Origin of the sequence: Desulfomarina profundi (assembly GCF_019703855.1) — a bacterium.
In the GTDB taxonomy this organism is placed as follows: Bacteria; Desulfobacterota; Desulfobulbia; order Desulfobulbales; family Desulfocapsaceae; genus Desulfomarina; species Desulfomarina profundi.
The window spans coordinates 1,343,631-1,361,176 of record NZ_AP024086.1 but is presented as its reverse complement, the minus strand read 5'-3'; the positions used below and the strand labels follow the sequence as shown (position 1 = coordinate 1,361,176).

9 protein-coding genes and 1 pseudogene are annotated in these 17,546 nt (G+C 46.0%); all 10 read left to right on the top strand.

Going from position 1 to position 17,546, the window contains the following annotated elements; genetic code table 11:
- Nucleotides 1-291: 291 nt before the first annotated feature.
- The 10 genes and pseudogenes from LO777_RS06305 to LO777_RS06255 all read left to right on the top strand — a co-directional run bounded on the left by LO777_RS06305 (nucleotide 292) and on the right by LO777_RS06255 (nucleotide 17,519).
- Nucleotides 292-6,483 carry an O-linked N-acetylglucosamine transferase family protein gene (locus tag LO777_RS06305; protein ID WP_228856681.1) on the top strand — a complete coding sequence of 2,064 codons (6,192 nt, stop codon included), beginning with the start codon at nucleotides 292-294 and terminating at the stop codon, nucleotides 6,481-6,483.
- Nucleotides 6,396-8,816 carry a tetratricopeptide repeat protein gene (locus tag LO777_RS06300; RefSeq protein ID WP_228856680.1) on the top strand — a complete coding sequence of 807 codons (2,421 nt, stop codon included), beginning with the start codon at nucleotides 6,396-6,398 and terminating at the stop codon, nucleotides 8,814-8,816. The genes LO777_RS06305 and LO777_RS06300 overlap by 88 nt, the downstream gene beginning before the upstream one ends.
- Entirely contained in the window at nucleotides 8,720-11,764 is a 3,045-nt protein-coding gene (locus LO777_RS06295; RefSeq protein ID WP_228857339.1) for a tetratricopeptide repeat protein, read from the top strand. The genes LO777_RS06300 and LO777_RS06295 overlap by 97 nt, the downstream gene beginning before the upstream one ends.
- Nucleotides 11,761-12,531: a glucose-1-phosphate cytidylyltransferase gene (gene rfbF / locus LO777_RS06290; protein WP_228856679.1), complete on the top strand. Its 771-nt coding sequence runs from the start codon at nucleotides 11,761-11,763 to the stop codon at nucleotides 12,529-12,531. The genes LO777_RS06295 and rfbF overlap by 4 nt, the downstream gene beginning before the upstream one ends.
- Entirely contained in the window at nucleotides 12,495-13,589 is a 1,095-nt protein-coding gene (gene rfbG, locus LO777_RS06285) for a CDP-glucose 4,6-dehydratase (RefSeq protein WP_228856678.1), read from the top strand. The genes rfbF and rfbG overlap by 37 nt, the downstream gene beginning before the upstream one ends.
- Complete coding sequence (locus LO777_RS06280; RefSeq protein ID WP_228856677.1) at nucleotides 13,586-14,146, top strand: dTDP-4-dehydrorhamnose 3,5-epimerase family protein; 561 nt, start codon at nucleotides 13,586-13,588, stop codon at nucleotides 14,144-14,146. Before rfbG ends, LO777_RS06280 begins: the two co-directional genes overlap by 4 nt.
- Nucleotides 14,143-15,369: a class I SAM-dependent methyltransferase gene (locus LO777_RS06275; protein ID WP_228856676.1), complete on the top strand. Its 1,227-nt coding sequence runs from the start codon at nucleotides 14,143-14,145 to the stop codon at nucleotides 15,367-15,369. Before LO777_RS06280 ends, LO777_RS06275 begins: the two co-directional genes overlap by 4 nt.
- Before the next feature lie 187 nt (nucleotides 15,370-15,556).
- Nucleotides 15,557-16,294, top strand: a pseudogene (locus LO777_RS20960) (flagellin N-terminal helical domain-containing protein); the annotation flags it as partial.
- A gap of 9 nt (nucleotides 16,295-16,303) precedes the next feature.
- Nucleotides 16,304-17,083: a flagellin gene (locus LO777_RS20955; RefSeq protein ID WP_407929127.1), complete on the top strand. Its 780-nt coding sequence runs from the start codon at nucleotides 16,304-16,306 to the stop codon at nucleotides 17,081-17,083.
- Between the two features lie 85 nt (nucleotides 17,084-17,168).
- Nucleotides 17,169-17,519 carry a flagellar protein FlaG gene (locus LO777_RS06255; RefSeq protein WP_228856675.1) on the top strand — a complete coding sequence of 117 codons (351 nt, stop codon included), beginning with the start codon at nucleotides 17,169-17,171 and terminating at the stop codon, nucleotides 17,517-17,519.
- The last annotated feature ends 27 nt before the right edge of the window (nucleotides 17,520-17,546 follow it).

Below are 17,546 nucleotides of genomic sequence, written 5' to 3'. Positions count from 1 at the left end.
TTTTTGATGTACACACTTGTTTTTCTTTACATCCTCCCTTGTTATACATCCCAAAGAGGCGCACAATCAAGTCGGACTCACCGATTTTTCAAAATAGAATGAAAACGGCCAAAAAATATTACCTGCACTATCAGGTTTTTTAAATATCAATTCAGTCAATTACATCACGTTCGTAAAAAACGATCAGTCTTTTTTCTTTGCCCATATATGCCTTGACAATCTTAATAAATATATGAGAAGCTCTTTATAACAACCCGATTTTTTTTAATATCCTGGCAAACCGGTTCAAATATGAATTCATCTCAAAAAAACGAAGAACAACTCCAGCTTATATCTGAAGCCCTTGAAAAAGGACAATCATTACTCCATAACGGAGCTGCCGATGAAGCGGAACAATATTTCAGGGCAGTTCTTGACCTGATGCCGGATCATCCCGAGGCAAATTATTTAATCGGTTCTCTTTGCCGACAGAAAAACCTCCTTTCCCTGGCTCTCTCCCATTTTGAAACCGCACTTGACCAGAATCCTGAACATGGCCCGTACTGGATATCGTATATTGATGCGCTTGCAGAAACCGGACAAACAGAAGAAGCTGGTAAGATTCTTGATCTGGCCCAAAAAGCTGGTCTGGCGGGCGATGAGGTTGACGCACTCTCCCACCGTCTGTATCCAGAAAAATCTACTTCTGAGCTCAACGATCCGGATCCTGAACTGCAGGCAGAACTTATTGCCCTTTATGAAAGAAAGCAATTTACTGAATGCGAAGCATTGGCACGTCAGATTCTCACAACCTTTCCTGAAAACGGTAACACCTTGAAAATATTGGGTGCGGTTCTCAAACAACAGAACCGTGTCGGAGAAGCCATTGATACCATGCTCAAAGCCGCACAGTATCTCCCGGAAGATGCCCTGCTTTTCAACAATCTCGGCATTATCTTTGAAAATGAAGGTTTATTGTCCGAATCAGAAGAGATGCTCCAACGGGCGATCTCCCTTGATCCCGGCTTTGCTGAGGCCTACAACAATCTCGGTGTCACATTCAGATCTTTTGGAAGACTAAAAGATGCCGAACAGGCTTTTAATGAGGCCATACGACTGCAACCGGATTACACCGAAGCTCACAGTAATCTCGGGATCACCCTGAAAGACCTTGGTCGATTGACTGAGGCTGAGAAAAGTCTCAGAACAGCGCTTGAGCTCAATCCGCGATACGGGGACGGATACAATAATCTGGGTAATGTTCTCCATTCCGCTGGAAGACTTGGCGAAGCAGAACAGAATTTTCTCAAGGCCCTTGAGCTTAACGAACATTCCGCCATTGCCCATAACAATCTCGGCAATACCCTCCATTGCATGGGAGAACTGGACAAAGCTGAAGAATGCTACCGCGCTGCCATGAATCTCGATCCCGAATACACAGAACCGTTTGACGGGTTGCTTTTTATTTCAAACTATCATCCTGATCTTACTTCTAATGAACTCTTTTCACGCTATAAAAAGTATGATACCACGTTTGGCCTGCCACAGAAAACCAGCTGGAAACCTCACCAGAATAGTCCCTCGACGGATCGTCGTCTTCGGGTGGGTTATGTCTCTCCCGCTTTTTCCAGACATCCTGTTTTCAACTTTCTTGAACCTCTGCTGGCAAACCATGACAGCTCATCTTTTGAACTTTTTGCCTATTCTGAAACCATAAGAGATGATGAAATTACAGATCGCTACAAACATTTTTTTCACCACTGGATCCCGACCACAGCGTATTCGGATGACCAGCTGGCTGAACGAATTCGTGAAGACCGGATAGATATTCTCGTTGACCTGGCTGGTCATACGGGCAGAAACCGGCTTGGTGTTTTTGCACGCAAACCTGCCCCCGTATCACTGCACTGGCTTGATTTCGGTTATACTACCGGCCTTACTGCCATAGATTATTATCTTTCCGACCCGTTTTGCGCCCCCTTTGGTTCTGAAAAATACTTTTCCGAAAAAATATGGCGCCTTACTGTTCCCTCGTTTGTTTACCGACCCTCCAGGAACATGGGACCTGTCGGTGAACTGCCGGCTTGTACAAACAATTATATTACCTTCGGCACTCTTACAAGAGCCATACGTATAAATCACAGGACTATCCGGCTCTGGTCACAACTGCTGAAACGAGTGGAAAACTCCCGTCTCATCATAGACAGCGGCAATTTTAAAGACACCCACTCCCAGCAGAAACTGCTCGACAAGTTCATTGCCCATGGCATAGAAAAGGAACGGATCCAGGTCGGATTCCATTCACCGCCCTGGGACATACTGAGACAAATAGACATAACCCTTGACTGTTTTCCCCATAACTCCGGCACTACACTCTTTGAAAGTCTTTACATGGGTATTCCTTATATTACTCTGGCAGACCGTCCCGGTGTTGGAAGAATCGGCAGTTCAATATTGCAGGGAATAGGACATCCTGAGTGGATCGCTGCCAATGAACAGGAATACCTGGATAAGGCCGTTCAACTGGCCTCAGGCATTGAACAATTATCACACCTTAGAAAAAGCCTCAGGAATGAGATGGAAACCGGGAAGCTGATGGATCACCAAGGCTTTACCGGACAGGTCGAAAACGCCTACCGATCCATGTTCAGGATATGGAGCGATTCACAAAACAATAACAGCAAAAACCGGATCGACCCGGAGGCGGTATCGCTTTTCAACAGGGGAATCGATTTCCTTCAGGAAAAACGTTATGATCAAGCAAAAAACCAGTTCATAAATGCTCTCAATATCCAACACGATTTTGCCGACGCCTGGAATAACCTGGGGGTAGTTTTTCAACAACTGGGCAACTACCGGGAAGCTGAAAGTTGCCTTACCCGGGCTCTGCAGTACAGACCTGAATATACTGATGCCATTTTCAACCTTGCAAATACGCACAAGATTCAACATAATCTGGAGCCGGCTGAAAAGTATTACCGGCAGGTAATCAGCCTGCAACCGGATTATCATCTTGCCCTTTATAATCTCGGCAATATTCTCCAGGAACAGGGACGTCACAGGGATGCTGAAAATTTTTTAAGAAAAGCGACCGACCTCAAACCTGATCACATTAATTCGTACAGTACCCTGCTCTTCACCCTGAATTACGACCCGGACATATCAGCAAAAGATCTTTTTCTTGAATATAAAAAATTTGATGACCGTTTCTGTCTGCCGCTCAAAAAACATTGGCAGCCCCATACCAACACCTCCCGCAAGAATCGACGCCTGAAAATCGGGTATTGCGCTGCCGATTACAGAAAACATCCTGCCAGATATTTTATTATTCCTTTACTGGCGAACCATGACAGGGATCTATTTCAGATTTACAGCTTTGTGGCAGTTCCTGAACATGAGGCTGAAAGCGATATTTTTCATGGGCACGTTGACAACTGGTTATCTACAACTCAATTAAGTGACCAGCAGCTTGTAGAAACCATACGTGCTGCCGGTATTGACATTCTTGTTGATCTGGCCGGTCACACGGCAGGCAGTCGTCTTCTTGTTTTTGCAAGAAAACCCGCCCCTGTCTCCCTTCACTGGCTTGACTATGGCTATACAACCGGTCTGTCTGCCATTGATTACTACCTGACCGACCACATAACCGTCCCCCAAGGTTCCGAGCACCTTTTTTCAGAAACCCCATGGTATATAGATACTCCCGCTCAGGCATACAGACCTCCTGAAGATACCGGACCAGTCAATGATCTCCCTGCCGCAACAAATAATTACATAACCTTTGGAACCCTCACCAGGGCTGCTCGCATTAATTATAAAACAATTCGTACCTGGGCTGAAATTCTCCATGCAGTACCAGATTCTAAACTTGTCATAAACAGTGGCAGTTTCAAAGAATCATCAATGCAACATCAGATGGAACAACAGTTTCTTTCCCACGGTATTGAAAAAAATCGATTAAAAATCGGATGTAATTCTCCGCCATGGGATGTTTTCCGGCAAATTGATATCAGTCTTGACTGTTTCCCCCATAACTCCGGAACAACACTGGTTGAAAGCCTGTATATGGGGGTTCCATATATCACCCTGGCAGCACGTCCCGGAATGGGCAGAATAGGCAGTTCGATTCTGTATGGTGTTGATCACCCGGACTGGATCGCCGACACGGAAAACGAATATATTCAGCTGGCGATCCAGCTCGCCTCAGATATTAAAAAGCTTTCCGAGATAAGGAAAAACCTGCGAAGGACTCTTGAACTCGGACCGATGATGGATGAGAAAGCCTTTACCCTGAGGGTTGAACAAGCATATCGTGAAATGTTTGACAGGTGGTATCAGGGGAAAAATAAACCAAGGAAAAAACAACGGTCTAAGAAACAAAAAAAACAGAGGACAAACCCGACCCAAAAGGAACAGGCCAGACTCGTCAGACTATTCAACAGTGGCAAACAACAGGAAGCCCTGTCCCTTGCCCAATCTCTGGTAAAAAAACACCCTGACAGCGGATTTACCTGGAAAATTCTAGGCCCTCTTCTTTTTCAGCAGGGAGCAACTGAAAAAGCCATTCAGGCCATGAAACAGGCCGCGGCTCTGCTGCCTGATGACCCTGAAGCCCACTTCAATCTCGCAATTGGCCTGGAGCAATCAGGAAACCTTCGGGAATCCATTGAATTTTACCGTTCAACCCTGCGACTCAAATCGGATAACAGTCAGGCATATTACAACCTGGGGAATGTTCTTTTTGAACTTGGCGAACTGGATGAGGCCATTACTGCATTTCTTGCCGCAATCAAAAACCATCATGAATTTTACGAAGCTTATTGTAATCTTGGTAATCTTTTCAGACATCAGGAAAAATATCATCAAGCTCTAGAATTTTATGAAAAAGCACTCACAATCAATCCAAAATCCAGCCAAATTTACAGTAACCTCGGGTTGACATTAAAGGAATTAAACAAACTAGATGATGCTGAGAAAGCTTGTAAAAAAGCCATTGAATTACAGCCTGACTCATGTGAAGCATTCAATAATCTTGGACTCGTTTATCAAGAAAAAAACGCTTTTAAAGATTCCAGGAACTGCTATCTCAAGGCACTTGATTTCAACCAATCATTTGTACCCGCACTCAATAATCTAGCTTTATTGTTTCTTGAGAAAGGTCAATTGGAGAAAGCTAATCATTACTGCGATCAGGCCCTTTCCATTAGTCCTGTTTTCTTTGAAGCACATAGGTGTAAAGGAATGATTTTACACAAGGCAGGAAAACTTGAGGAATCGGAAATAAGTTACTACAAAGCACTTTCAATACATCCAAATGACATAAAAACCCTGAATAATCTGGCAATTACAAAGTACAGACGTGGTTTCAGCGCTGAAGCGGAATCAATCTGCCGAAAAATCATCAAAAGAAAGCCCGATTATATTAAAGCATACAACAATCTCAGTAATATTCTTATAAGAAAAGGGGAATTACTGGAAAGTGAATTATTATTACAGAAATCACTGGAATTGGATCCTGATAATATCCTTACAATAAGCAATTTATTATTTCAATTAAACTACCACCCAGATAAATGTTCGAAAAGCATTTTCCAAGAGTATCTTAAGTTCAATGCATTATTCGAAAAACCACGCAAAAATCAATGGACCGATCATGAAAACAGTCCGTCTGCAGGAAGACGCCTGAAAATAGGTTATGTCGGCTCTTCCCAATTTCTAAGACATTCTGCCCGCTACTGCCTGGAGCCTTTACTGGAACACCATAACAGGGAAAAATTTGAACTTTTCACCTACGCCGAACTGTATGGGGAAGATGAGCAAACCAGGCGTTACAAGACTTTCATGGAGCACTGGTTTGTCACCACGGGACTTTCTGATCAATCCGTAGCAGAACAGATTCGCAGGGATGGTATCGATATTCTGGTTGATCTCGCTGGTCATACGGAAGGAAACCGGCTGGGAGTTTTTGCGTTAAAACCGTCCCCGGTTTCCCTGCACTGGCTCGATTACGGCTATACAACCGGTTTAACAGCCATTGATTATTACCTGACCGACAAATATATTGTTCCAGAAAAAAGTGAGGAATTTTTCAGTGAAAAAGTCTGGCGCCTGGAAAATCCCAGCCTGGCTTATCGTCCAGCACCCGGAATGGGAGAGGTATCTCCGCTGCCGGCTCGAACCAATGGGTACATAACTTTTGGTACACTTACACGGGCGATTCGTTTGAATGACAGGACGCTACGCACCTGGGCGGCGATCCTGAAAAAGGTCAGGGGTTCCAGACTGGTAATTGACAGTGGAGATTACCAGGATCCTGACTCCCGAAAGAAACTTGAGGAAAAATTTGGCGCATTGGGGATTGAAAAAAACCGGTTGAAAATAGGTTTTCATACCCCCCATGGGATATACTGCGAAACATGGACATTGGTCTTGACTGTTTTCCCCATAATTCAGGTACTACTCTTTTTGAGCACCTTTACATGGGTATTCCCTATATCACCTTGAAAGACCGCCCCAGTGTTGGGCGACTCGGGTGTGCAATTCTTGCCGGAGTCGGCCATCCTGAATGGGCTGCAGAAAATGAAGAGGAATATATTGAAAAAGCGGTTCAGCTTACCGGGAACCTGGACAGACTCTCCAGGATCAGGTCAGGCCTTCGTAAAGAAATGGAAAACAGCCCGTTAATGGACGAGGTCGGTTTTACCGCAAAAGTGGAAAATGCTTACATCCACATGTTTGATAAGTGGTACAGCAGAAAAAATAATGCAAAATCAGAAATAAATACATTGGAAGACCAGTTCCGCACCGCTGAAGAATTTTTTGCAGAAAATGAGTATGACCTCGCAGGGAATATCTACATGGACATTCTCAAGAACGCCCCTGACAATCCTCATGCCCATTACCGTCTTGGTAGTCTCGCCGTTGTGTTGGGACAACCCGAAACAGCCCTTCCCTATTTTCAGAAAGCGGTGGATCTTGCTCCGGAACAGGGACAGTACTGGCTGTCATATATTGATGCCCTGGACGAATGTGGAAATTCAGAAACAGCCATGGAGCTTCTTGAAATGGCTGTTCAGGCTGGTCTCTCGGACAACAGTATCTCCGATTTAAGACAGAAAATCGCTGGGAATTTTTCCGGTCCTTCAGTTGAAGATAAAAAATTTGAGATAGACCCCGATGAAGAAAAACAGTTGATAACTCTTTTTCAACAGGAAAAATACGCGGAATGTGAGGACTACGCCCGTACCCTGCTGAAAAGATGTCCTGAATATCCCCTTGGCTGCAAAGCCCTCGGACTGGCCCTGCATGGTGAAAAAAAATCAGAAGAGGCAATACCGGTACTGCAGAAGGCAATCTCTCTTGCTCCTAAAGACCTGGAACTCTACCATCTGCTAGCCGAAATTTACATCCGAGCCGGACAACTGACCAAAGCGGAAGAATGCTATCTTGACTCGCTTCGCCATCTCCCGCAGGCTGCCGAATCCTGGTTCGGCCTTGCTATTGTTCAGGCTGAGCAGGACAGAAATGAGATGGCAAAATCATCATATTTAAAGTCACTTGAACTGAACCCGAACCTGACAGACGCCTATGTGAACCTGGGTAATCTCTTCCAGCGCGAAGGAGATTCAACAAAAGCTGAAGAATGTTTTATCAAGGCACAGCACATTGCCTGCGACTATGCCGCGCCGTTTTTCAACCATGCGAACCTGATGAGAGAACAGGGCCATCTTAACGAAGCTGAAAAACTGTACCTGAAAACAATTGAAATCGATCCCAACCATCTACAGGCCTACTCAAATCTTGGAATCACCCTGCAACTCAGGGGGCGCCTGCAGGATGCAGAAAAATGGTATGAAAAGGCATTGCATATCCGCCCTGATTTCATAGAAGCACTGATCAATTCAGGGGCCTGTCTGAAAGAACAGGGATACTACAGAAAATCTGAAAACAGATATAAATCAGCACTGAAGATCCAACCTGATTTCACCCTGTGTTTGAGTAACCTCGGCTCTGTGCTGAAAGAGCAGGGAAAAATAGAGGAAGCAGAATTTTACCTGCGAAAGGCCGTGGAACTCAATCCTGATTTTTCCGAGGCTCACAGCAACCTTCTCTTCCTTTTAAACTATCATCCTGATAAAACTCCGGAAGAAATTTTTGCTGAATACCATCGCTATAATCAGAAATTCGGAACTCCCCGTGATCCGGTTCAGCCTGCTCCCCTCAGAACCCGTCGGGATCTGAAAAAACATCCCCTGAAACTTGGATATGTCTCACCTCAGTTCAAAAGACATTCAACTCTTCATTTCCTTGAACCGCTTCTCGCCAATCACGACAGGGATACATTTGAGATTTTTGCCTACGCCGAACAGACAGAAGAAGATGAATATTCGAAACGATACAGATCTTATATCGATCACTGGATACCCACGGTCAACCTGAATGACGATCAACTGGCGGCACGGATCAGAAATGATGAAATAGATATTCTCATTGATATTGCCGGACACACAGCTCACAACCGTCTGCTGATGTTTACCCGAAAGCCCGCCCCTGTCTCTTTGCACTGGCTCGATTTTGGTTACACAACCGGCCTTACAGCCATTGATTATTATGTTGCAGACGAAGCAATAGTCCCCACCGGAACTGATCACCTCTTTTCAGAAAAAATATGGCGGGTTGAGCCCCCTGTTTTGCTTACAGACCTGCTGAAAAGATGGGAGAAGTCAGTGTATTACCGGCACTGGAAAACAAGTATATCACCTTTGGAACCCTTACCCGTGCCATACGTATTAATCATAGAACAATTGATGCCTGGGCCGAAATTCTCAGGCAGGTGAAAAACTCCCGGCTGATCATCGATTCCAATAATTTTCGCAGACCGGAAATGCAGGATTCAATGAAGGAACAGTTTGCCACAAGAGGGATAACCCCTGAAAGACTTAAAATCGGATTCCACACTCCTCCATGGGATCTGATGCGGCAGATAGATATTGGCCTGGACTGTTTTCCGCATAATTCCGGAACCACCCTTTTTGAAACCCTTTACATGGGTATTCCTTTCATCACCCTGGCCGGCAGGCCTGCGACAGGTCGTCTTGGCTGTACTATTCTCACCGGGCTTGGACATACCGAATGGATAGCCTCAACCAGGGAGAATTATGTCCAGCTGGCGATCAATCTGGCCTCAGATATCCATAAACTTGCAACTATTCGTACAAAATTACGTTCAAGGATGGAAAAAAGCAGCCTGATGGACGAAAAGGGCTTTGCCCGCAGGATGGAAAAGGCCTACCGGGAGATGTTTGAAAAAAAATGCAGGGAACAGAAAAAAAAGACAACTACCGGGAAACTGACCGGCCGGAAAAAAAACAAAAAGAACAAAAAACAAAAATCCGGCAAGGTCCATGGCAGACCCGGACAGGTTCCGACAATTGAACAGGACAGACTCATCAAAATGTATCAACAGGGTAATATGGTAGAAGCTGAGAGAACAGCCCGTTCTCTTCTAAAACTGTATCCCGATGACGCCCAGACCTGGAAAATTCTAGGTGCTGTCCGCAGGCAACTTGGAGACTTCAATGAGGCTCTGACTGCCATGAAAAGATCAGTTACATTTTCTCCGCGGGATTATATCTGTCTCCGCAATATTGCTGTTATCCTCTGTGATCTGGGGAAATACCAGGAAGCGGAAAAATATTGTCGAAAGGCACTGAAAATCAACCCGCATTACCCTGACGCTTTCAACACCCTGGGATCCGCTCTCAGATCACAAAAACGATATCAGGAAGCGGAAAAAGCTTTCAGAAAAGCGATGAAGCTTGCTCCTGACACTGCGGATGCATGTATCAATCTGGCCCTTGTTCTCAATGAAACCGGCAGCTATGAAGAGGCTGAAAAACTGTATGGCCGTGCGCTCAAGGCACATCCTGATTCCGCAGAATGTTATTGCGGACTGAGCCTGACACTGCTTTCCCTTGGAAGATTGGAAGAAGCTGAGACCGAATGCCGCAGGGCACTTGAACTCAACCCCGAATATCCAGCGGCACTCAATTCTCTGGGTACAATCCTCCATGAGCAGCAACGTCTGGATGAGGCTGAAATCTGTTACAGAAAAGCCATACAATTCAAACCTGGTTATATTGAAGCATTACACAATCTTGGAAAAACCCTCTCCTCTCTTAACAGAACCGGCGAAGCCATACCCTGCTTTCAACAGATAGTACAACAGAATCCGGAGCATCCTGAAGCCTGGTTTAACCTTGGAAACTGTTTTGCGGACAGAGGTGATAACAGCAAGGCATTAATCCACTATGAAAAAGGCCTCGTCAACCGGTCCGATGATAAAAAGCTGTGGTTGAACCATGGAAACACCTGTAAGAAACAGGGATTGCTGACAAAAGCGGAAAACAGCTACAGAATGGCCCTGCAGCTTGACTCGAATTACAAAAAAGCCTTGAATAACCTGGGCAATATCCTCCAGGAACAGGCCCGTTTTGATGAATCCGAAACAGTTTTTCGCACTGTTTTGAAAAAGTATCCGAATTCACAGGATGCCTTTGGCAATCTCCTTTTTCTCCTGAATTATCATCCTGATAAATCAGCAGAGGAGATTTTTGAAGAATACAGACTTTTTGACGATAAGTTTGGACTACCGCTCACACCCGCCTCCCAGGTATACAGAAACAGTCGAAACCCAAACCGACGTTTAAAAATTGGCTATGTCTGTCCCCAGTTCTGCAAGCATCCTGTTCTTAATTTCCTTGAACCGCTTCTCGCCAGTCACAACCGGAGAAATGTTGAGCTGTATGGTTACAGTGATGTTCTGCGCGAAGACGAGGTAACCGATCGATACAGGACATACATGGATCACTGGATCGATACAGCTGAAATGAGCGACAGGCAAATGGCGACTGAAATTCTAGCTGACAAAATCGACATCCTCGTCGATCTGGCTGGCCATACAGAACGGAACAGACTGGCAGTTTTTGCTACAAAACCTGCTCCAGTTTCCATTCACTGGCTTGATTTCGGCTATACCACCGGTCTGTCGGCAATTGATTATTACCTGGCCGATACTATTGTCGTACCCGAGGGTTGTGAACATCTGTTTGCTGAAACTCCATGGAGACTTGACAGACCTTCCTTTTCCTACCGCCCCTCTCCCGGGATGGGTGATGTCAATGATCTGCCTGCAAAACGAAACGGCTATATCACCTTTGGCTGTCTCAGCCGTGCGGTAAGGATTAACTACAAAACAATACGAACCTGGTCTGAAATACTGCGCCAGGTTAAAGACTCAAAACTCATTCTGAACAGTGGCAGCTTTGCGGATCCGGAAATGCAGGAAAACATGGCCTCTCAGTTTGCGGCCCATGGCATAGAACGAGACAGGCTGGAAATCGGGTATACAAGTCCTCCCTGGGATAGTTTTCGTTCCATGGATATCGGCCTTGACTGTTTCCCTCATAATTCCGGGACAACACTCTATGAAACCCTGTATATGGGTATCCCTTTCATCACCCTTGCAGACAGACCAAGCGTCGGGAGACTTGGCAGTACAATCCTTGAAGGACTGGGACATCCCGAATGGATCGCCAGGGACGAACTGGAATATATTGATATCACAACCCGTCTCACAGAAAACCTGGACCAGCTGGCCATTCTCAGAACCAGCCTTCGTTCTGAAATGGAAAAAAGTCTGCTTATGGATGAAAAGGATTTTGCCGATAAGGTAGAAAAGGCCTACAGACAGATGTTTTTACAATGGTGTGAGGAGAACTCATGAAAGCAGTTATACTTGCGGGTGGACTGGGAACACGTATCAGTGAGGAAACACATCTTAAACCCAAGCCCATGATCGAAATTGGCGGCAAACCCATTCTCTGGCATATAATGAAAATCTACTCCTCGCACGGAGTAAATGATTTTGTTATCTGTTGCGGTTATAAAGGTTATCTGATCAAGGAATACTTCGCCAACTATTTTCTTCATATGTCGGATGTCACTTTTGATATGACCAAAAACAGCATGGAGGTACATCAGCACCATGCCGAACCATGGCGGGTCACCCTGGTTGATACCGGTGAAAACACAATGACCGGCGGCAGGCTGAAACGGGTCAGGGAGTACGTTTGCAATGAAGAACTTTTCTGTTTTACCTATGGAGACGGTATTGCGGATGTGAATATTTCAGCGACCATCAGATTTCACCAATCCCATGGGAAACTGGCAACTGTAACAGCTGTCCAACCACCCGGACGGTTCGGAGCACTCACAATATCGAATGACAGTGTTGCAGGGTTTTCAGAAAAACCCCGTGGTGACGGGGGTCTTATCAACGGAGGTTTTTTTGTCCTCTCTCCAGAATGTATCGATCGCATAGCTGAGGACGATACCAGCTGGGAACTCGAACCTCTGACGAGCCTTGCTGCCGACGACGAACTGAAGGCATTTGTCCATGACGGTTTCTGGCAGCCAATGGATACGCTGCGTGAAAAAAACATGCTTGAGGAATTATGGCAATCAGGCAGCGCTCCATGGAAGGTCTGGTAATGAAACCTTCAATGAATTTCTGGTCCGGAAAACGTGTGCTGCTCACTGGTCATACCGGGTTCAAGGGAGGATGGCTTGCCCTCTGGCTGCAAAAACTGGGTGCTGACATTACCGGGATTTCTCTTCCACCGGCTACCAGTCCCAATCTTTTTTTACTGGCCAGCCTTGAAAAAACAATCAAAGGTCATTTTATCGATATACGGGACAGAAACAGGCTCTCAGAACAAATTAAACGGGTAAATCCACAAATCGTCTTTCACCTTGCTGCCCAGCCACTGGTCCGGGCCGGGTACCATGAACCGGTTAAAACCTTTGAAACCAATATCCTTGGAACAGTAAACGTTCTTGATGCATTACGAAAATGCGACAGTCTTGAAGCGTGCGTAATTATCACCACTGACAAGGTGTACCGCAATCTTGAATGGCCCTATCCCTACCGGGAGGTGGATGAGCTTGGAGGATACGATCCCTACAGTGCCAGCAAGGCAGCGACTGAAATTATCGTTGAGTCATACAGGAAATCGTTTTTTACGGAGATGACAGCCGGGCTGGCAACAGCCAGGGCCGGTAATGTGATCGGTGGAGGGGACTGGGCTGAAGATCGGCTGATTCCCGACGCCATAAAGGCATGGCAGAAAGGGCAGACTCTCACCATACGACGCCCCGGGGCAATCCGTCCATGGCAGCATGTTCTCGAACCTCTTTACGGTTACCTGGTTCTTGCGGAAAATATGGTCGGCGACCGATCTCTTTCCGGGTCATACAATTTTGGCCCTGCCCCGTCCCAAACCGCTTCCGTAAAGGAGGTGATTACTCTCGCCAGCACTTTTTACGGGCGGGGGGAAACAGCTTTCAACACCCGGAAAACAGGTCCCCATGAAGCAAACAACCTGGCCCTGGAAACCGCAAAAGCCCGTTCTGTATTAGGCGTCACTCCCAAATGGTCCCTGGAAAAGGCGATAAAGGAAACCATCAGCTGGTACCGGCAACTTGAAAACGGACAGGATGCCGGAAAACTCTGTCTTTCGCAACTTGCCGAATTTGAATCAAGCTTATGAGTAAACTCATAATAAAGCCGACTTCATTTGACGGACTTTCGCTTGTAAAAAGAGTCCCGATCAGAGATAACAGAGGGTATTTTATACGCCTCTTCTGCCGGGAGGAACTTTCCTGCCTTGGCTGGGATACTCCCGTTGCCCAGGTCAATCTCAGCTATTCTGCACAAAAGGGAACAATCCGGGGAATGCATTTCCAACACCCACCTTTTTCAGAAAAAAAACTGCTGCTCTGTCTCAAAGGTTCCATTATGGATATCGTGATTGATATTCGCACGGGTTCTCCTACTTTTCTTCAATATTACACTGTCATTCTCTCTGAAGAGAATTCCCTGGGATTACATATTCCAGAAGGTTTTGCCCATGGATTCCAGACAATGACTGATTCTGTTGAGCTCCTTTATTTTCATTCTGCCGTATACTCCCCTTCTGCTGAGGACGGACTCAATCCCCTGGATCCAAAACTCGCGCTGCCGTGGCCCCTGCCACACACTGCAATTTCAGAAAGAGACGAGAAGCATCCGGTTCTTAATCAAAATTTTAAGGGAATACAGCCATGAACTGCCGGTATTGTCAAAGCCCGCTCAAACATACTTTTGTTGACCTTGGCTCCGCTCCTCCTTCAAATAACTATCTTACGACAGAAAGCTTGAAAAATCCTGAACAGTGGCTTCCATTACGGGTAATGGTCTGTGAGCAATGCCATCTTGTCCAGACCGAAGATTTTTCCACGGCAGAAAACCTGTTTACTGAAGACTACGCCTATTTCAGTTCCTTCTCAAAGACCTGGCTAGACCATGCCCGCAGGTACGTCACAGCGATGGTTGACAGGTTGTCCCTTGACCGGAAAAGCAAGGTTATAGAAATTGCCGCAAACGATGGATATCTGCTTCAATATGTCCACCAGGCAGGGATTCCCTGCCTTGGAGTGGAACCGACCACGGGAACAGCAAGGGCTGCCAGGAAAAAAGGTCTTGACATTATAGAGGAATTCTTCGGTACTTCCCTGGCAAAAAAACTTGTCAATCAGGGGCATGAAGCGGATCTCATGACTGCCAATAATGTTCTGGCTCATGTGCCGGATATCAAGGATTTTGTCAAGGGGTTTTCAATTCTTCTCAAACCCGGTGGTACTGCTACTTTTGAATTTCCGCATCTTCTCAGGCTTATGCGGGAAAACCAGTTTGATACAATCTATCATGAGCATTATTCCTATCTTTCGTTGACTGCTGTACAGCGCATCTTCTCGGAAAACGGCCTTCACATTTTTGATGTGGAAAAACTCGACACCCACGGGGGCAGCCTGCGGGTTTTTGCTGAACGTACGGATGGCCAGCAAAGAACCTGCCATAACAGGGTATCAAGGTTTCTTGAAGAAGAAAACAAGGCTGGAATACATGAAATGTCGTTTTATACCGGCTTTCAGGCAAAGGTCGAAAAAATAAAGAATGATTTACTGATGTTTCTCATCGAGTCCGGAAAACTGAATCTGACTGTCGCCGCCTATGGGGCCGCCGCCAAGGGAAATACTCTTCTTAATTATGCCGGTATCAGGCCGGATCTCCTCCCCTTTGTTGTTGATCGAAACCCGGCAAAACAGTATAAATTCATGCCCGGAAGTCGCATTCCCATAGTCGATGAAAACCGGCTCAAAGAAGTTCGGCCTGATTTTATCCTGATACTGCCATGGAATATCAAAAACGAAATTATGGACCAGTTATCCTATATACGTGAATGGAAAGGACAATTTGTTACTGCTATTCCGTTTCTAAAAATATTCTGATTTTTTCCTTCTTTTTTTCATTTTTTTCTAAACTCAAAAATCTCTTCTGCCGATACTGTTCTATAACGTACGAATTTATTCTTTCAAACAAGGAGGTGAACCGACAAAAACTGCAGTACCTGTTAAATTAGAACCAGGCAAGGATGCCTAACGAATACCCAATACACTATATTCAAGGAGGAATATAATGGGACTCACTATTAACACAAATGTAATGTCTCTCAACGCCCAGCGTAACCTGGGTAACTCTCAATCAGCGCTGTCAAAATCAATGCAGCGCCTTTCTTCCGGTCTCCGCATCAACTCGGCAAAAGATGATGCTGCCGGACTTTCTATTTCTGACCGTATGACCTCGCAGATCCGCGGTCTGAATCAGGCAGCCCGAAACGCAAACGACGGTATCTCCCTCGCCCAGACAGCTGAGGGTGCCCTGCAGGAAACCACCAATATCCTGCAGCGTATGCGTGAACTGGCTGTCCAGTCGGCAAACGATACAAACAGCGCATCCGACCGTTCATCCCTTCAGGCTGAGGTCAATCAGCTCAAACAGGAAATGGACAGGATCGCAGAAACCACTGAATTCAACGGCAAAAAGCTTCTCGACGGTTCATTGACATCTGCACAGTTCCAGGTAGGAGCCAATGCAAACCAGACCATCTCCTTTGGCATCAGTTCCGCCAAGGCGTCAAGTCTGGGTAACAATGCACTTACTTCTGATAACAGCACGGCCAACTACAGTATCGAAGCTGCCACCTCTGCTGCATCGGGAAGTTCAGCAAACGATGTCATGGCACAAACTCTTACTATAGTTGGTAAGGAAGGATCGCAGACAGCATCTGTCAGTACTGGTGACAGTGCGGCAGTAATTGCCGGTAAGATCAACAATGTAAGTTCTGACACCGGTGTTACCGCCACTGCAACGACCACCGCCACATTGAGCAACCTCGATGCAAACGGCAGTGTAACTTTTAATCTGCAGGGTACAAATACCACGGCTGTTGCAATCAATGCCACTGTACTCTCGGATGACCTGACTAACCTGGTCACTGCCTTAAACGAGCAGACCGGAAATACAGGAATAACTGCTACCCTGAGTTCCGATAAGGCAAGTATCACCCTGGAGCAGTCTGCAGGTTATGATATCAAAGTTACTGATTTCTCCCACAGCAGTTCCAGTGATTCTGTTGCAGTCACTATTAAGTTAACAGGTAGTGAAGGCAATGCAGCAACCCTCACCAAGGGTGGTGATACAACCAGAGCTGATGATACCGATTCTTCCACTGTCGGTGGAGAAATCTCTTTCTCCAGCTCCTCCGGATTTAATGTTACAAGTGATGTTGCAGCAGCAAGCGGATCTCTTTTTAATACAGCGGCTGACGGAGCCAATGTCAGTACCTTGAGCTCCATTGACAATGTCAACATTACCACTGTTACTGGATCGGCTAACGCCATCAAGTCCATTGACGGCGCATTGATGCAGATTGATAATATCCGTGGTAACCTCGGTGCCGTGCAGAACAGGTTCGAGTCCACGATTTCCAATCTGTCCAATGTTTCGGAGAATCTCTCCGCAGCCCGAAGCCGGATTCTGGATGCGGACATTGCCCAGGAAACATCGGCAATGACCAAAAACAACATCCTGCAGCAGGCTGGTGTATCCATCCTTGCCCAGGCCAATCAGGCGCCGCAGCTGGCCCTGTCACTGCTTGGATAAGGATAGTAAATCGGAGTAAGGCAAAAGGGACCGGTTTTTACCGGTCCCACTCCGGTTTTTACAAATTTCAGTTAAGGAGACTGCCATGAATGTCGATATGATTAATGGCACCGGAGGAATGATGCAGCAGCTCAATCCTGCGGAAAGAGTTGATACACAGAGAAAGACCCGGGAAACAGCAGCAACAGATCCCCAGGTCTCTCCGGAGAATGTAAAAGTCCAGCCGGAAGAGTTGCTTGACCAGATAAAAACCATCACCCAGGATGGACTGTACAGCGTGCGGTTTGAAAAAGATGATACTGTTCAGGATCTGGTTGTCAAAATTTTTGATAACGAAACCCAGGAAGTCATCAGGCAGATCCCGGCCGAAGAGTTGCTCAATTTCAAGGCATCTTTTGCGGAACTTGTTGGAAATCTGGTGAACACCAAGGGCTGAGACCTTTTTCGTTCCGTAATTACTTGA